Below are 18,584 nucleotides of genomic sequence, written 5' to 3'. Positions count from 1 at the left end.
ATATGGAAAAGAACACCATTTTTGCCGGAAGCCAAATGCTGATTTGCAAACCTGCACCAGAAGTTTTCAATGCATTCATCGATCCGGAACAAACCGTCAATTTCTGGTTTACCAAAAGCAGCGGAAAACTCGAAGCCGGTAAAACGGTACTTTGGGAATGGGAAATGTACGGCGCCAAAGCAGTTGTCGATGTACTGGAGATTATTCCTGACGAGCAGATTTCAATTCGATGGGGCGACAAGAAACGACGCGTAGATTTCAGGTTCACCCCAAAAAGTGACAATGCGACGTATGTGGAATGCATTGAAACGGGTTATACGGAAACCTATGCTGAACTTATCGCAGTTATCCGCGATTCGACAGGTGGCTTTACGACTGTTGTAGACGGCTTGAAAGCATGGCTGGAACACGGAATAAGGTTGAACCTTATCGGAGATAAATTTCCATCTGGAAAATGAACTGTTTACTGAACCTCTAACCGAATCGTTTTGATTCTGTTTTTTTGTACTATTTATCAGTGTGTTACAAATCAAAAAGAGACGAATTGTAATATATTTCTTTCGTAATTGTCGAAACCCGAAAGTTCTCAACATGCGAATTAGTGATTTTTGAAATTATAAATCATTGATTATCAAATATTTAAAAATAAAATAAAATAGTATTATTTGTAGGAAAAATAAAATTAAAAAATTAGATTTGTGCATTTCATCGATATTATTATACATTTGGTCGATGTTTATAACCAAAACAAACGAACTAATGTCATATTCCTACAAATCGGCAATACGCTTATTCACTCTTTCTGTGCTTGTTGCCTTAATTGTATGTACCAAAAGTAGGGCTCAGTGCCCAATTCCAACCGGAGACCAGATAACATCAGGTGATGGAAGCTGGATTGGATACGTATATGCAAATACCGATGGAGCAAACCCTCCGGCTAATGCATTCACCACAACATATCGCGGTTACATTACGGAATCTGAAGAATTCGATCACGATTTCGGGACAGGTTCTGTAAGTGGAGCAAATGTTTGTGGCTCCTATTCCGATTCATTCGCCATAAGATATAAAATGCGCCACACCTTCACACCCGGATATTATCAATTTACGGTTGGCGGTGACAGCGGTTACAGATTCAGTCTTGACGGCGGAAACACGTTTGTATTCTCAAACTGGAATGATCATGCATATACAACAAATTCAGCTGTTTTTTCATTGAGCGGGGAAATTGACCTTGTGGTGGAATACTATGAAAACAATGGGCCTGCGCGCGTTTCGTTCAGTTTTGATCCGTGTGCCGAGCCATCGACTGCCCCAACACTCATAACATCTAACGACGAGGTATGTTCGGGAAGCCCGATCACGTTGGTAGCATCTGGCGGATATGAAGCTGCCGGTGCCGTTTATCAATGGGGAAGCGGTAATGTCATTGGATCGAACATCATTTCAGGCCAGACTACAGCAACCGCTACTTTTAGCCCGACATCAAATATCACGTATTGGGTCAGACGCATCGATTCCGGAAGCTGTGGTTTTGTTTCGGGTGGCATTTCAAAAACCATAACGGTTTCACAGCCTTCGGTAGCTCCGTCATCCATCACAGGAAATACAGCGGTGTGCTATCAACATCCCACAACGCTTACGGCCGCAGGGTATTCCGGATCGATACAGTGGATGAAATCTACCGATAATACCTCTTATGCAGCCATTGCAGGCGCGACAGGCCCAAGCCTGACAACAGAAAACCTCACGGCAAATATCTGGTATAAGGTACGCGTGAGCAATGGAAGCTGTGCATCGGTGGCATCAAGCCCTATATTGGTGACTGTTTCGCCGTTGAGCCATGCCGGAACCGTAAGCGGAACAGCGACCGTTTGCGCCGGAACGAACAACAGTACTTTAACGGCCACGCCATCGGTTGGTAGCGTCCAATGGCAAAAAAGTACCGACAACGCTACATTCAGCGATATTTCGGGAGCGACTTCTAACAACTACACCGCAACAAACCTTACTGTGACTACTTATTTCAGGATCAAGGCGACAAGCGGAAGCTGTGAGGCTGCTTTCAGTAATTCCGTCAGCGTAATTGTAAATCCAAATGCGGTTGCCGGAACTGTAACCGGAGCGACTTCTTTATGCGCCGGAGCAAACTCGGCCACGCTTTCCGTTTCCGGACAAACCGGTAGCATCCAATGGCAATCATCTGTCGATAATACCACTTTTGCTTCGGTTTCAAATGCAACTTCGGCTTCGTACCAGGCAAACAACCTCACACAAACTACTTATTTCCGTGTCATGGTTTCTAACGGAACCTGTCCGGCGGTTTACTCCACATCTGTCACAATTACGGTTTCACCTCAACCGGTTACGGGAACCATTTCCGGCGGAACCACGGTTTGTTCCGGAACAAACAGCACAGCCTTGTCAATCACTGGTTATACAGGTTCTTTACAATGGCAGATTTCTTCTGATAACACCACTTTCGCCGACATTGCAAGCGCTACAGCTTCGACTTTCACGGCAACCAACCTAACAGCTACCAGATATTACCGCGTAAAAGTAAGCAGCGGAAGTTGTACGACAGCTTATTCCGCAAGTGCGAGTGTTGTTGTGAGTGCGGCATCTGTTGCGGGAACGGCTGCGGGAACGGCGACCATTTGTTCGGCGACGAATTCCACAGTGGTTTCGGTGAGCGGACAGACGGGAAACATACAATGGCAATCGTCTTCTGACAATTCGACTTTCAATGATATTTCAGGGGCGACGTCATCATCTTACACCGCTACCAATATTTCAGCTACAACATATTACAGGGCCAAAGTGACCAATGGGGCTTGCAGTGCCGTTTTTTCAAACAGCATCACGTTGACTTTCTCCGCTCCAATTCCGGGAACCATTTCCGGAGCGACTACGGTTTGTACGGGAACAAATTCGACGGTTTTGACTCTGGCCGGATTTTCAGGAACGATACAATGGCAGACTTCTACAGACAATACGACGTTTTCCGATATTGCATCGGCTGCGTCATCGGCCTATACCGTAACCAACATTTTCACAGCCAGATATTACCGGGTAAAAATCACCAACGGTAGCTGTGGATCGGCCTTTTCGCCATCGGTACTGATGTCTGTCAATTCAAATACAAACGGCGGAACGGCTGCCATTACAGGCCAATCGGTAACGACAATTACGGTTCCGGCGACTTACAACAGCAATGCCTTTACGGTTTCCGGTTATTCGGGAACGGCTATCCAATGGCAATCATCAACTGATAACGTCACCTTTGCCAATATTTCAGGAGCGACAACCGCCAATTACACTGCCACGAATGTAGCCGTAACGACATATTTCCGCGCTGCCGTGAGTACCGGAAGTTGCGTAGGTTATTCAAACGTCCTGACATTACAAACCTGTACGCCTACTGGAACACCAACGGTTTATGGAACGGGAAACACCTGGCGTGCGTATTTCTATGCACAAAACGATGGAGCAAATCCACCGGTAACACCTTTTGGTACGTACCAGGGTTATTACACTACAGGTGCTTTTGCGTTTGACAATTATCCTTACAACAATATGGCTTCTACTGTGTGTTCGGCACTATGGACAAATTTCAAAGGATCATACCGTTATCGCCTGACTAAAAACTTTGTAGCCGGTAACTATATGTTCATGGTTGGTTCGAATGGAGGTTATCGCCTTAGTATTGACGGAGGAGCTACATGGATTGTCAACCACTGGACTTCTACGGCGACAGGAACATTCAATACCGAAGATTCGGCCTGGTTTTATTTGAGCGGAAACGTAAATATCGTGATTGAATTCTACAACCTTTCTACCTACAATCCACGTCATTATTTCAATTATTGCAGCGACATCGATTCGAATTCGGTCACGGCGCCTACTTCGATTGTGGCAAACGACGTGATTTGCCTTGGCGGAAACACAACGATTCTTGCCAAAGGAGGAACGGGTTCGAGTTACCAATGGGGAACCGGAAGTGTTATCGGGGCGAACACCCTGAGCAGTACAGGAAGCGCCATCATCGTGGCTCCGACTACAACGACGACTTATTGGGTCCGAAGATATAATCCGGTCTGCGAAACATATACTGCAGGCTTGACACAGACGATTACCGTCAATCCACTTTCTGCCCCGACTCCTGCCGGAAACACTACAGATTATGGAAACGGAACCTGGATTGGCTATGTGTATGCCTCGAAAAACGGTTCGGCAGGAACTGCAACCACGGCATTTGGCGGCACAGGATCCAACTATGCCTATATGGGTTATGTGACAACACCTTCTGATGTAATTTCCCTCTCAGGCGGTATCTACAATTCACCTCCTACACCAATATCGGGTACGAATATCTGCAGCACCTATTATTCGAATTTCTCGATACGCTATAAAATGCGAAAAACATTTACGCCCGGGTATTATAATTTCACGATCACGGCAGACGACGGTATGCGATTCTCTATCGATGGCGGTGTTACCTGGGTCATTACGCGGTGGGCTTATGTGACCAACGGACTGACGAATACGTATTCAGTATTTCTGAGCGGACAAAAAGACCTCATCATTGAATATATACAGGCGAGCAGCACATTCCAGCTCAGCTTCAACTATACCAGCTGTACCAACTATTCCACAGCGCCTACTTCCATAACCGGAACTACGAACATTTGCGCCGGAAGCAGCACCACGCTCACAGCCGCAGGCGGAACCGTTGCCCCGAACACTACCTATGAATGGGGAACCGGAACTTCAGTCGGTACTAACGTATTGCCTTTCACGACAGAATCCATAACGGTAACACCGGCCGCAAACACAACTTATTGGGTACGCCGGAAAAATGGCGGATTATGCCAGGAAACTGTCGGCACGAATACGGCAGGTGCTTATACGACGGGTGTTACAGCAAATGTGACATTATCTGCTTTGTCTGTAGCCGGAAGCATTTCAGGTGGAAACAATACGGTCTGCGCCGGAACAAACAGCACCGCATTGTCATTGAGCGGACATACGGGAACCATCCAGTGGCAATCGTCTCCGGACAATGCAACCTGGGGCAACATTTCAAGTGCGACAGCTGCGACATACACCGCGACGAACTTGTCTGCAACAACTTATTTCAGGGCCGCTTTGACCAATGGCGCGTGTAGTACGGTGTATACGAATTCGGTTAACGTGATCGTTATTCCGGCTTCTGTTTCAGGAACCATTTCAGGTACGACGACAGTTTGTTCCGGTTTGAACAGCACGGCACTTTCATTGAGCGGATACACGGGAACAATCCAATGGCAATCGTCTTTGAACAACAGTTCGTTCACTAACATTTCAGGAGCGACATCGGCAACATATACCGCGACGAACCTTTCTGCTACGACGTATTACAGAGTTGTTGTAAGCAGCGGAAGTTGTGCATCGGCGACGAGTGCATCGGTACAGGTTACGGTAACTCCGGTTTCTGTAGCGGGAACGGTTTCCGGAAGCGCCGAAGTATGCTCAGGTACAAATAGCACTACACTGACGGCAAGCGGTTATACAGGTTCGATCCAATGGCAATCGTCTGCGAACAACAGTTCTTTCTCGAATATTACCGGAGCGACATTGGCAACTTACACGGCGAGCAATTTATCGGCAACAACTTATTACAGGGTTTTTGTCACCAACGGAGTCTGTTCCGGAGTGGCATCGGCATCCGCCAGCGTTACCGTTAACCCGACACCAACTACTGGAACCATTTCCGGAGCCGGGGCCGTTTGTTACGGAACCAACAGCACCGTGCTGACCGTAAGCGGAAGTTCAGGCTCAATCCAATGGCAATCGTCTGCGAACAACAGTTCGTTCAGTGATATTTCCGGAGCGACATCGGCATCTTATACCGTTACCAACCTGACTTCGACCATGTATTACAGAATCCGTGTGACTAACGGGCCGTGTTCTGCAACTATGGCTACATCTGTTGCCATTACCGTCGATCCGGCTTCGGTTGCGGGTGTCATTGGCGGTGCGGCTTCGGTATGTTCCGGAGTCAATTCTACGGTGCTTACATTAAGCGGCCATATTGGAAGCATCCAATGGAAATCGTCGACCGATAACGTGACCTTTACGAATATCACCGGCGCGAATTCAGCGACATACAACGCAACCAACCTGAATGTGACAACATACTACAAAGCCTTTCTGACCAGCGGCGTTTGCAGCACGGCAAGTACGGCTTCGGTCATGATTTTTGTCCGACCGGCGAGCGTTGCGGGTGCGGCTTCCGGCGATACGACACTTTGCGTCGGGGTGAACCAGGCGACGATGGCCGTATCCGGCTATACCGGAAATATCCAATGGCAACAATCGGCTAACGGAAGTTCGTTCAGTGATATTTCAGGAGCGACATCGGCATCATACACGGCTTATAATTTACAGGCGACAAGGTACTTCCGAGCCATCGTGACCACTACGGAATGTTCCTCTGCAACAACCAATGTAGTTACAGTTCAGGTACTGCCGTATGCGCAGGCCGGAAGCGTCAGTATTACCGGAACAACATTGCCTTCGACAAACGTTTGTTCCGGAACCAATTCGACCAACCTGACTTTAACGGGAAGCGCTGGTGACATCCAATGGCAATCGTCTCCTGACAATGTGACTTTTACAGATATTCCGGGTGCATCTTCATCGACTTATCTGGCTGCCGGTTTGACATCGACGTTATATTTCCGGACAAAAGTGGTAAGCGGAAGCTGTGGCGCAACCCAATATTCAGATGCAGTACTGATCAACGTTCCTACAGCCGTAACCTACAACGGATCATGGAGCGGAACACCGAATACCACGACAACCATCGTAATCGGGGAAAACCTGTCGCTGAATTCAAGCTTAAATGTTTGTTCTTGCCAGGTCACGGGAACGGCGACTATGTCCGTGCCGGCCGGAATTACATTGGTCGTGCAGAAAAATGTGGTTGTCGATCCATCGGCACATCTGATACTTGAGAACAATGCGAGTCTGGTTCAGGTAGACGATTCTTCTGTCAACAGCGGAAGCATCACCGTCCGAAGAAAAACAACGGCGATGAAAACCTACGATTTCACATATTGGTCGTCGCCGGTTGCAGACAATACCTTACATGATTTGTCACCGAATACCTTATCGGACAAATATTATTCGTTCAACCCGCAAATCAATAACTGGCAAAGCATTGCCGGCGGAAATGCGACCATGGTTCCGGGTATGGGTTATATTATCCGCGCGCCACAAGGCTGGTCGAACACGAATGCGTCGAACGGAATCTACAGCGGGGAATTCAAAGGTGTACCGAACAACGGATTCATCAATGCGACGATCCAGAAAGCGACGAGTACCTACAACCTCATCGGGAATCCGTATCCGTCGGCTATAGACATCGATTTATTCCTCACAGATCCGGCTAACGAAAATATCGTCGAAGGAACCGTCTATCTGTGGACACACAACACGGCTATCGCCCCGGCAACAGTAGGTTTCCAATACACTACGAACGATTATGCGAAATACAATCTGACCGGCGGAATCAAAACGGCATCGGCAGCATTGTCCGGCGGAGCGGCACCTACCGGGAAAATTGCATCGGGACAAGCGTTCTTTATCGAAGCGAACAATGAACTTTCGCCTGGCTCTTATTCGGCTCTATTCAAAAACGCGATGCGGGTTTCAGGCAACAATACGCAGTTTTTCCGTACATCGGCCTCAAACAACGAAACGGCCATGGCGCCAGAGCCTGAAAAAAGCCGTATCTGGCTCAGCATTTCGAATGAAAACGGTGCATTTGAAGAAACACTCGTGGGTTATGTCCCGGGAGCGACGAATGAAAAAGACAGCAAATTCGACGGTACGATTTTCCCGGCCGGAAATTACGTGAGCCTGTATTCGATGCTCGATGCGGCTACCAAACTTGCCATACAGGGACGTGCGCTTCCGTTCAACAACAATGATGTGGTTCCGCTCGGATACAAAACGACGGTTGCCGGAACATTATCGATCAACCTTGAAAATGTAGACGGAATCTTCACACCGCAAGGCATCGACATATACATCCTGGATAAAGCCGACAACAGCTACCATGACATAAGACTCGGAAGCTATTCGTTTACATCTGTAGTAGGAACTTTTGACGACCGTTTTGAATTGCATTACACGACCCAAAGCCTCGGAACTGGTGAAAACACCGCGAACCCGGCTTACATCATTGCGAAAGACCATGAGATACAGGTGAGTTCCGCGGGACAATTCATCAAGTCTGTAGCTATTTTTGACGTGACCGGAAAACATATCCTTGAAGATGACAAACTCAATACGAATTTATTCAGCACCGGAAAACTGAATGTGGCTGCACAAGTTTTGATTGTGAAAGCGATCCTTGAAGACGGATCGCGCATTACCCAAAAAGTCATCATCGACTAAAAATATTTTGTGAGAGCAATTAGGCCTGGGAGAAATTCCGGGCTTTTTTGTTTCCCTATCCCGAAGCCAAAAAAAGCACAGATGAAATAATAAGCCAAAACCACGGAATAATAAGTCGGTTTACATACAGCGGCAGCTTCACCTATATTTGTTTCCAGAAAACCTATCCGACCTATTTTGAAAAGTAACCTATATAACCTGACACTTGCATTGGCTTTTTTGTTCCCGCCGATATGCAATGCGCAAACAGCCCAGACAGACAGCCTCAAACGCCTGCTGCCGGTTGTAAAATCGGATACGGCAAAAGCGAATCTTTACAATAAGATTTCGAACCAGTTCCGTGAAAGCAATCCGGATTCCACTGCCTATTATGCATCGGTCGCGCTTGCCTTTTCACGTAAAATCAATTTTGAAGAAGGTATTGCCGAATCATTCCTGAACACCGGGAATTCCCTTATCATCCTCGGAAAATACAAACCGGCCCTTGTTGAATTTTCAAAGGCCCAGGCGCTTTACCATAAATTACTGGCCGCCGATGACACTAACGCTACATTAAAAAAAGGACTCGCCCGGTCTTACGCAAGCGGCGGAGTCGTCTATTCGGAACAGAGCAATTATTTCATGGCGCTTGAAATGTACCAGAAAGCCCTGAAACTGTATGTGGAAATCGACAACAAAAACTTTATTTCAAAGGCGTACAACAACATTGGAATCGTTTATAAATCCCAGGTCAATTATCCAAAAGCACTCGAATACCTCAACAAAGCACTCAAAATTCAACTGGAAAATGGCGAGCAGGCAGCGGCCGTAACGTACACCAACATTGGGGCTATTTACTTTGAGCAGAATCAGGATCAGAAAGCACTTGAAAGCTACATCCTCGCCAAAAAACAATTCGAAAAAGGCGACAACCTGCGCGGTTTTGCGTTGCTCAAGAATTACTTGGGTGATTATTACAAACGCGAAAAGCAGTTTGGGGAAGCCGAAAAATCATACACCGAATCACTCGGAATGTACGAGAAAATGCAGAATAAATTCGGGGCATCACTGGCGTTGTACAAACTCGGGCAACTGGCTTTCGACCAGAAAAATTTTAGTGCCGCTTTGCCTTTGACCGAAAAATCGCTTGCCTATGCGAATGAAATCGGTTCGCTCGACCAAGGATTCCATTCGGAGCAATTGCTGAGTGAAATTTATACCGCATTGAATTCGCCGGACAAAGCATTGCTTCACTACAAAAATTACGTTTCTGGCCGCGACAGCATCGCCAAAATGGAAAACGCCAAAAAGTTCGCCCAGACCGAGATGAACTTTGAGTACAAAAAGAAAGAAGCGTTGCTTGAAGAACAGAACAAACGCCACACGCAATTGTTGCTTTTTGGGATTTTTGGCACTTTGTTATTGCTCGGTTTGATACTGGTTTTGTATAACCGGATGCAAGTAAAAAAACGGCTGACGCTCCAGAAAGAAGTCGCCGAATACGAACAGAAAGCACTGCATTTACAAATGAACCCGCATTTCGTTTTCAACTGCCTGAGCTCGATTTCGAGTTTCATTGTGCAGAATGGGACAGATTCGGCACTCAAATACCTGTCAAAATTCTCCAAACTGATGCGGCTGACTTTGGAATATTCAAAAGATTCACTGATTCCGATAGACAAGGAAATCGAAAGCCTGCAGAATTACCTCGAACTCGAACAACTGCGGTTCCACAACATTTTCAAATTCACCATAAGCGCGAGTGACAACGTTGAATTCAATATGGGATTGCCGCCGCTTTTGATCCAGCCATTTGTTGAAAATGCCATCCTTCACGGCATCGTCCCCAAAGAAACCGGCGGAAAGGTGGATGTGTATTTTGATGTCGAAAACGATCAGCTGATCTGTACGATAACCGACGATGGAATCGGGATTGAAAAATCAAAGGAATTACGCCAGAATTCGGTCACCGCACACAAATCGATGGCGCTGCAGATTACACGCAAACGGCTTGAAATCATGGAATCGGCCACATCAAGAGCTGCCAATATAGAAATTACAGACCGAAGTGCCTTTGGTGAAAACGGCACAAAAGTCAGCCTCAAACTCCCTGTCCAATACATACAATAAGCCCCAATATGATTACAGCCATTTTAATAGACGACGACAAACACCTGCGCAAAGGCCTAAAAGCGCTGCTCGAACGCTACACCAACGATATCGCGATCATTGGGGAAGCCGAAAGCGTAAAGACTGGTATTGCGGCCATTGAAAAGCTTCGTCCTCAAGTAATTTTCCTCGATATCCATTTGAATGACGGGACCGGTTTCGACATCCTCGAAAAGCTCAAGGAAAAAGGAAAGATCAACGCACACATTGTCTTTATCACCGCACACGAGCAATACGCGGTGAAAGCGTTCAAGTTTTCGGCACTCGATTTTATCCTCAAACCTGTGGATCCGGAAGAATTGCAAAATACTATTGAACGCATCAAACAGGTCGCTTCCAAAAATCCTTCGTTTGATAATATCGATTTGTTGTTGGAGAACATCCGCAAAAAAGTGGACAATTTCAAACGCATTGCATTGTCTACGAGTGATGGTGTGCATTTGTTCGAGGTGGCGGATATCATCCGGTGCGAGGCAAAAGTCAATTACACCCAGTTCTATATCAAGAACCATAAGCCCGTACTGATTTCGCGGACGCTTAAGGAATATGAGGAACTGCTGACGGAACACGGTTTTGAGCGCATCCACCAGTCACACCTGATCAACCTTTCTTATCTGAAATCATACATCAAGAATGACGGAGGCTATGTAATCATGGCCGATAATTCGAACATACCGATTGCACAGAGCAAAAAAGAGAAATTACAGGAACTAATCAGAACGCTATAACCGAGAATCACCCAGAAATCAAGAACCATGAACAAATATTTACTTTTCCTAGTGCTTACACTGACGTTTTCGGCAAGCGGACAGACGATTAGTTTCGCCGACAATGACCTACGCAGTTATCTCGCCGGCGCGAACGCGACAAATAATCGCGCTTTTACCGGAAACGTCGCTGTCAGTATCGATACGAATTCAGATGGACAGATACAACTTTCGGAAGCGGCGGCGATAACCAGGCTGTGGATCGAATACGATCTGGTCGATGATTTGACCGGGATCGAAAACTTCGCCAACCTGACGCAAGTTGACTTTAAGGCTACTGGAATTGCTACGGCGAATCTTTCCGGAATGACCAATCTGCAACAAATACAGTTTTACCAGAATCCGGCACTTACATCGGTCACCATTTCCGGAATGACGGCACTGACACAGATTTCGTGTACTGAAAATCCGTTGCTGGCTTCATTGGCAACTCCGGGTTGTGATAATGTACTCACTTTTATAGCGAACCAGAATGCACTGACTTCACTTGACGTAAGTGGAAAAGCCCTGTTGCAAAACCTGTATGCGAACAACAATGCGTTGACTTTGCTCAATGTTTCAGGTTGTACTGCGTTAAACGGTATTGTGTGTACGAATAACAATTTCGTTACGCTTGACATTTCTAACTTGCCGAATCTTATGGCTTTGGATATAAGCGGCAACCCTACGCTGGAAAATTTCAATGCATCGGATTGTCCCTTTTTTAACGCCACTTTTATAACCCTTGATAATTTTCCGGTTTTGGCGAACGTAGATTTCTCACATACGGCGATAGTCCAGTTTCTTTATAGCGACCACAATCTTGTTTCTTTGCATTTGTCAGGCTGTCCCTTGCTGGAAAGCATAAACGTGAACAACAATCAGTTGACAGATTTGGATGTAAGTGAGTGCCCACAACTTATATCCTTGTTCTGCGAGTCGAACCAACTGGCAAGCCTTGATTTGTCGAACCTTGCTAATTTTCAGTTGTTCAATGCCAATGATAACCCCATTTCCTCTGTTGATTTTACCGGAGACGATTTGCTGAGCACCGTCGAATTGAAGAATTCGCTTTTACCAGACTTGGATTTAAGTGGTACATCGGTCTGGCTTTACAGTGTTGATGTCACAGGTTCCGACAATATGACGTCGCTTAACCTTTCGGGCCGTCCGGGACTTGAGTATGTCGATCCGCCGTACAACCTGATTACGCTTGACCTGTCAGATTGTGTATCGCTTCATGGAATGAATTTGCTGACAGAGTCGATCCAGACCATCAATGTCCAGGGGTGTGCCTCAATGGAATATTTTTACATAGGGATGAGTTCACTTGAACCAACCAATCCCCCAATTTCAACCCTCGATGTATCGGGCCTTTCGAGCCTTACCGATTTGCAATGTGATTGTCCGAATCTCAATTCGATCCAGCTTGAAGGTTGTGATGACCTTGAAACCCTTGGCCTTTTTTCAGTGCCGCTCACATCACTCGATTTGATTCCGGTGCCTAACCTGAAAAACTTGATGGTTGACATGAGCTTTTTGGAAACTATCGATGTTTCGCCATTGCATCAGTTCCAATATCTTTCAGCCATCCAAATGCCTAACCTTGTCCAGATATTTGCGAAGAATGCGGTCAGTGAATCGATCGCCTTAGGCGGAAATCCATCATTAACATTCATCTGCCAGGATGAAGAAGCTGTTGCTGCGACCAATGCCGACATTACCAGCTCCGGCCTTAGTGATTCGGTGACATGTAACAGTTATTGCTCCTTTACTCCCGGAGGCAGTTACAACGTGATTACGGGAACTATCCGTTTTGACCTTGATGGAAATGGTTGTGATGCATCAGACGAAGTCCAGTCAGCTATGCGGATAGATATGTCGGGCGAAGGAGCCTATTCGACATTTTCAATTCCGACAGGCCAATACTATTTCTACACCGGCGCGGGTACGTTCGGGTTGGCGATGAACCTGGAAAATCCAGATTTGTATACATATATCCCAATGTCACCTATGGTAACCTTTGCCGATAACAACAACAATACGTCAACCCAGGATTTCTGCATTACCCCGAATGGCATCCAGAATGACGTTGAAATCGTAATAGCACCCATTGTTCCGGCACGTCCGGGTTTTGTTGCACTATATCAGATTACCATCCGTAACAAAGGTAACCAGGTGCAATCAGGAAACATCAATTTTGAGTATGCCGAAGACAAAATGAACTATGTCTCGACAGATTTGCCCCTTGCCTCGCAAGCGCCTGGCGTGTTGAATTGGGACTACAGCGATTTGCTACCCTTTGAACACCGAAGCTTCTTCGTGGTCATGAACATAAATACTCCCCTCGAAACTTCTCCGGTAAATATGGGCGATGTGCTTCATTTTGATTCGACGATCAATCCAATTACAGGAGATTTGACTCCAACGGACAACCAATTCGGGCTGGACCAGATTGTAGTTGCATCCTATGACCCGAACGACATCACGTGTCTTGAAGGCGAAATAGTTCCGCCATCGGCAATTGGGAAATACCTGCATTATATTGTCAACTTTGAAAACCTCGGAACTGCCGAAGCTGAAAATGTAGTGGTTCGTGTTGATATCGACACTTCGAAATTCGATATGGATTCGCTTCAGCTGATGAGTACATCGAATGACGCTTATACAAAAATTACTGGCAATAAAGTGGAATTCATTTTTGAACATATCAACCTTGCCCCGGCAGCCGGAAATCCACCTGTTGGCGGACACGGAAATGTGCTGTTCAAGTTAAAGACGCTTGATACACTGGTTGAGGAAGATGTTGTCATGAGCCGCGCCGATATTTATTTCGACTACAATTTCCCAATCCGGACGAATGATGCCGAGACAGTTTTCCGGACGTTGAGTTCGGGTGATTTTGTAAAAGATGAAAGTATTTCGATATATCCGAATCCTGCCAAAAACAAGGTGACCGTAAAAAGCGAAAACCGCATAGAATCTGTACAATTATTCGATGTTCAGGGCCGATTGCTCGAGACCGTGCTTGAAACATCGACCGAAACGAAACTGGATCTTTCACAACGTGCATCAGGCATTTATTTTATGAAGATCAATACGACTGCCGGAAGTGCCGTGAAAAAAGTAGCTAAGGAATAAGCCAAATCATCATCTGAAAACGAACATAACCAAAGAAATCATGAACAAATTACTATTGTTTTTACTGCTGTTTGCCGGGATGGCGAATGCACAAATTGTGAATATACCGGATGTCAACTTCAAGGCAGACCTGATTGAGGCTAGCCCAACGGTTCAATGGGCCCAAAATTTCAGTGATGAATGGATGACTATCGATGCCAATGGAGACGGTGAAATCCAGGTTAGTGAAGCCCAGGCCGTGAAATTGCTCATCGTGCACCACTATGCCATCACCGATGTCACCGGCCTTGAAAGTTTTAGCAACCTTGAGACACTCAGGTTCCAGAACAATCAAATCGTCACCCTCAACTTTAGTCCCATGCCGAGTTTAAAGACGCTGAACCTGTTTGGAACCGGACAACTTACGTCACTTAACATCAGTAATCTCACAAACCTGACCAGCTTTCAGGCTATTGCATTGAACAACTTATCGACTTTGGATTTCAGTAACTTAGCCAACCTGACACAAATTGGCTGTAGTTTTTCCAGCATCAACAGTATCAATCTCACAGGCGTTGTGAATCTGGATCATCTGGTCGTAATGGGAAATATGCTGACGAGTCTTGATGTGTCCGGATCCCCGTTACTGACAAAATTGAATTGTTCCTCCAACGCGATCACGAACCTGAACGTGAATGACCTGGATTACCTCACAGAACTCGATTGCTCTCAAAACCAGCTGCTGAATCTAAACGGAATCCCGAATGTCAACAAATTGAATTGCAGCCACAACAAACTCACCAGTTTTGCTATTGGCAATCTTACGAATCTGAGTGAACTGGATTGTTCGTATAACGACATTGCAAACCTGAATGTGGCTAATTTGTCCAATCTGACAAAAATCAATTGCGCCGGTAATAAACTGGTTACGCTTAATATTGACGGCCTTCCGTTACTGACCCAATTGGATAGTGGATCTAATGCAGAACTCACAAATGTTACCCTTAGCAATCTACAGGCTCTTGAAGATTTCTCTGTCATGGGAATCTACAACGGACAAAACCCAAATGGCCAGACTGGCATCGTAAGTCAGTTGACAACACTAAATTTGAACAATTTGCCAAATTTGCAGCGACTGAATTGCAGTTATGGTGTATTGACTTCGCTCAACTTAAGCAACCTGGGCAGTCTTAAGGAACTCGATTGTTCGTACAATCTGATTACCTCCTTAAATGTGTCGAACCTGCCTAACCTGGAGAAACTTTATTGTGCCGCGAACCATATTACGAATCTCGATGTATCAAGCCTTAGCAATCTTACAGATTTGGCCTGTGCCGGTGCCTATGTAACTGATGGCATGATGAACGCATATTTGCAAAATCTGAATGTCGCAGGACTGTCGAACCTGAAAACCCTGAATTGTTCCTACGGCCTGTTCACCAATCTCGATCTTACAGGACTCGACAGTCTTGAAACACTTAACTGCGATGGTGTGCCGAACGGATTGGGAACACTAACAGCTCTCAACGTAAACAACCTGACCAATCTTAAAAACCTGAATTGTGCGTTTCAGCATCTTACGAGCCTCAATGTAAGTAATCTGGCCCATCTGGAAAATCTATCCTGTTCTTATAACCAGATTACGAATCTTGACCTGACGGGTTTGGTCAGCCTTAAAACCTTGGATTACAATTACAATTATCTGTCGAACCTGAACCTGGTAAACCTGCCTAGCCTCGAGACCTTGGTTTGTGCCAACAATCATTTGATTACGCTCAATGTACTCAACCTGACTAATCTTAAATCTTTGAATTGCTCATATAATGAGCTGACGACTTTGAACCTAAGCGATTTAACGAGTCTTGAAACCCTTGATTATTCGTTCAATCAGCTTACGCTTTCAAATGTGAGCGGGCTTTCTACTAACCTGAAGTCTTTATCCTGCGGCGGCAACGATTTAACAAGTTTGGACGTTGCCGGTTTGACAAGTCTCGAAACCCTAAGCTGTCACACCAATCAACTTACAAGTCTTGATTTATCTACACTGAATAACCTCAAAACCCTGGATTGCAGCCTTAACCAGTTGTCCGTTCTGGAAGTTGGGAATTTGACTCATCTGGAATCGCTTAATTGTGCGAACAATCAATTGACATCGCTGGACATTTCGGCCCAGAACGGCCTGACTCTTTTGTATTGCGGCAGTAACCAACTGACAAGTCTTGATTTGACCAATCACCTGCCTTTGATGCTTTTGGACTATTCGTTCAACTCTTTGCCAGACCTTGATGTGGCCTATTTAAGCAACCTTACTCTTTTGGGCTGTGCCGGAACGCAGACCACGGCATTGGATGTCAGCAATATGCCTAATCTGCAAAACCTGACTTGCGCCCAGAATCAATTGACGACCCTGGATATAAATAACTGCCACTATTTGGTCACGGTGAACACATCGGACAATTTGCTTTCAACTCTTTTTATGAAAAACGGACGCAACGATTCAATCTCATTCAACGGTAATCCAACCCTTCAATACATTTGTGCCGATACCAACGAACTGGAAAGCACCCAAACCATATTGAATAACCTTGGCATGAACACCACGGTTTCAAATTCCTATTGCACGTTTTCACCCGGCGGAGATTTCAATACGATTGAAGGCATTGCCATTTATGACATCAATAATGATGGTTGTGATGTTACCGATGAAGTGAACCCATTTGTCCGTTTTGACATTACTGACGGCGTGACCACAGGAGCAACAGTCACAAACATCAATGGAGAATATGGCTTTTTTACGAATGCCGGAACCTACACCGTTTTCCCTAATGTGGAAAACCAGCAATGGTTCAATTTCTCGCCGACTTCTGCCGAAGTTACATTCCTGAATAACAATAACAACCAGGCCGTCCAGAACTTCTGTATCGCCGCCATCGGAACACATAGTGATGTTGAAGTAGTCCTTGTTCCTATCGATTGGGCCAGGCCGGGATTTGATGCCACGTATAAAATCATTTACAAAAACAAAGGAAACCAGATGCTTTCCGGAACCGTAAACCTGACATTCGACGATTCTGTTCTGGATTTGATTACTGCCTTTCCGGCCATAAGCAGTACGGCTGCCAATATGCTTTCGTGGGATTATGTCAACCTGATGCCTTTTGAAAACCGAAGCATCGACCTGTTGTTCAACGTGAATTCACCTGTTGAAACACCGGCGGTCAACAATGGCGACATCCTCAACTTCACAGCATCCGTCACTCCGGTTTCAGCAGATGAGATTCCGGCGGACAATCAATTTACGCTGGCACAAACCGTTGTAGGTTCATATGACCCGAATGCAAAAACCTGTCTGGAAGGCGATATCGTTTCACCGACAGAAATTGGGAACTACCTGCATTACAACATCCAATTCGAGAATCTCGGTACGGCCGAAGCGGTCAATGTCGTGGTAAGGGACAGCATCGACACCACCAAATTCGACATCAGCACGCTTCAGGTTTTGTATTCGTCGCATCCGGTTCGCGGAGTCATTCGTGGAAATGTGGCCGAATTCATGTTTGAAAACATCAATCTTGCCCCTGCTGCCGGCGATCCACCAGTTGGCGGACACGGAAACGTATTGTTCAAAATCAAGACACTGGCAACACTCAGCGAAGGCGACCACGTAGAAAACAAAGCCGATATTTTCTTTGACTACAATGCGCCGATTGCCACAGAACTGGCCAGGACAACTTATCAGACTTTAAATTCCGGCGAATTCGAACAAGACAAAAACATCTCTGTTTATCCGAACCCGGCCAATGGAATCGTGAATATCAAGAGTACTTCGGTCATCAAATCTGTTGAACTTTATGACATACAAGGTCGCCTGTTGCAAACCAGTCTCGAAACCAACAACACTGCAATCCTTGATATTTCTTCGAGGTCAAACGGAATCTATTTCCTTAAAATCACTACCGACGAAGGAAGCAAAGTAGAAAAACTTCTCAAACAATAGTAATTAAGTGAATTGTGTTAATTGAAAAGCCCCGGAGAAATCCAGGGCTTTTTATTTAAAACCAATCTTTTCATCTTTAGTTCGCTCAGGTCTTTTCCGTCTTTCAATCTTCCGAACTTCCGAACCAA

Annotated in this window: 6 protein-coding genes; all 6 read left to right on the top strand. The window is 45.7% G+C overall.

Annotated elements, in window-relative coordinates; all coding sequences use genetic code 11:
- Positions 1 to 2 precede the first annotated feature (2 nt).
- The 6 genes from G6047_RS08735 (at position 3) to G6047_RS08710 (ending at position 18,456) form a co-directional block, all read left to right on the top strand.
- The gene (locus tag G6047_RS08735; RefSeq protein WP_169527224.1) at positions 3 to 458 is read left to right on the top strand and encodes an SRPBCC family protein; all 456 of its coding nucleotides are present in this window, start codon (positions 3 to 5) and stop codon (positions 456 to 458) included.
- A 301-nt stretch (positions 459 to 759) separates the two neighbouring features.
- Complete coding sequence (locus G6047_RS08730; RefSeq protein WP_169527223.1) at positions 760 to 8,445, top strand: hypothetical protein; 7,686 nt, start codon at positions 760 to 762, stop codon at positions 8,443 to 8,445.
- A 177-nt stretch (positions 8,446 to 8,622) separates the two neighbouring features.
- Complete coding sequence (locus G6047_RS08725; RefSeq protein ID WP_169527222.1) at positions 8,623 to 10,554, top strand: tetratricopeptide repeat-containing sensor histidine kinase; 1,932 nt, start codon at positions 8,623 to 8,625, stop codon at positions 10,552 to 10,554.
- A gap of 8 nt (positions 10,555 to 10,562) precedes the next feature.
- Positions 10,563 to 11,321: a LytR/AlgR family response regulator transcription factor gene (locus G6047_RS08720; protein ID WP_169527221.1), complete on the top strand. Its 759-nt coding sequence runs from the start codon at positions 10,563 to 10,565 to the stop codon at positions 11,319 to 11,321.
- A 27-nt stretch (positions 11,322 to 11,348) separates the two neighbouring features.
- Positions 11,349 to 14,480 carry a DUF7619 domain-containing protein gene (locus tag G6047_RS08715; RefSeq protein ID WP_169527220.1) on the top strand — a complete coding sequence of 1,044 codons (3,132 nt, stop codon included), beginning with the start codon at positions 11,349 to 11,351 and terminating at the stop codon, positions 14,478 to 14,480.
- Between the two features lie 40 nt (positions 14,481 to 14,520).
- Positions 14,521 to 18,456, top strand: coding sequence for a DUF7619 domain-containing protein (locus tag G6047_RS08710; RefSeq protein WP_169527219.1), 3,936 nt, complete (start codon positions 14,521 to 14,523; stop codon positions 18,454 to 18,456).
- The last annotated feature ends 128 nt before the right edge of the window (positions 18,457 to 18,584 follow it).

It is taken from the genome of Flavobacterium silvaticum (genome assembly GCF_012911565.1).
GTDB classification, from domain to species: Bacteria; Bacteroidota; Bacteroidia; order Flavobacteriales; family Flavobacteriaceae; genus Flavobacterium; species Flavobacterium silvaticum.
This window is presented reverse-complemented; position numbering and strand designations above follow the sequence as displayed.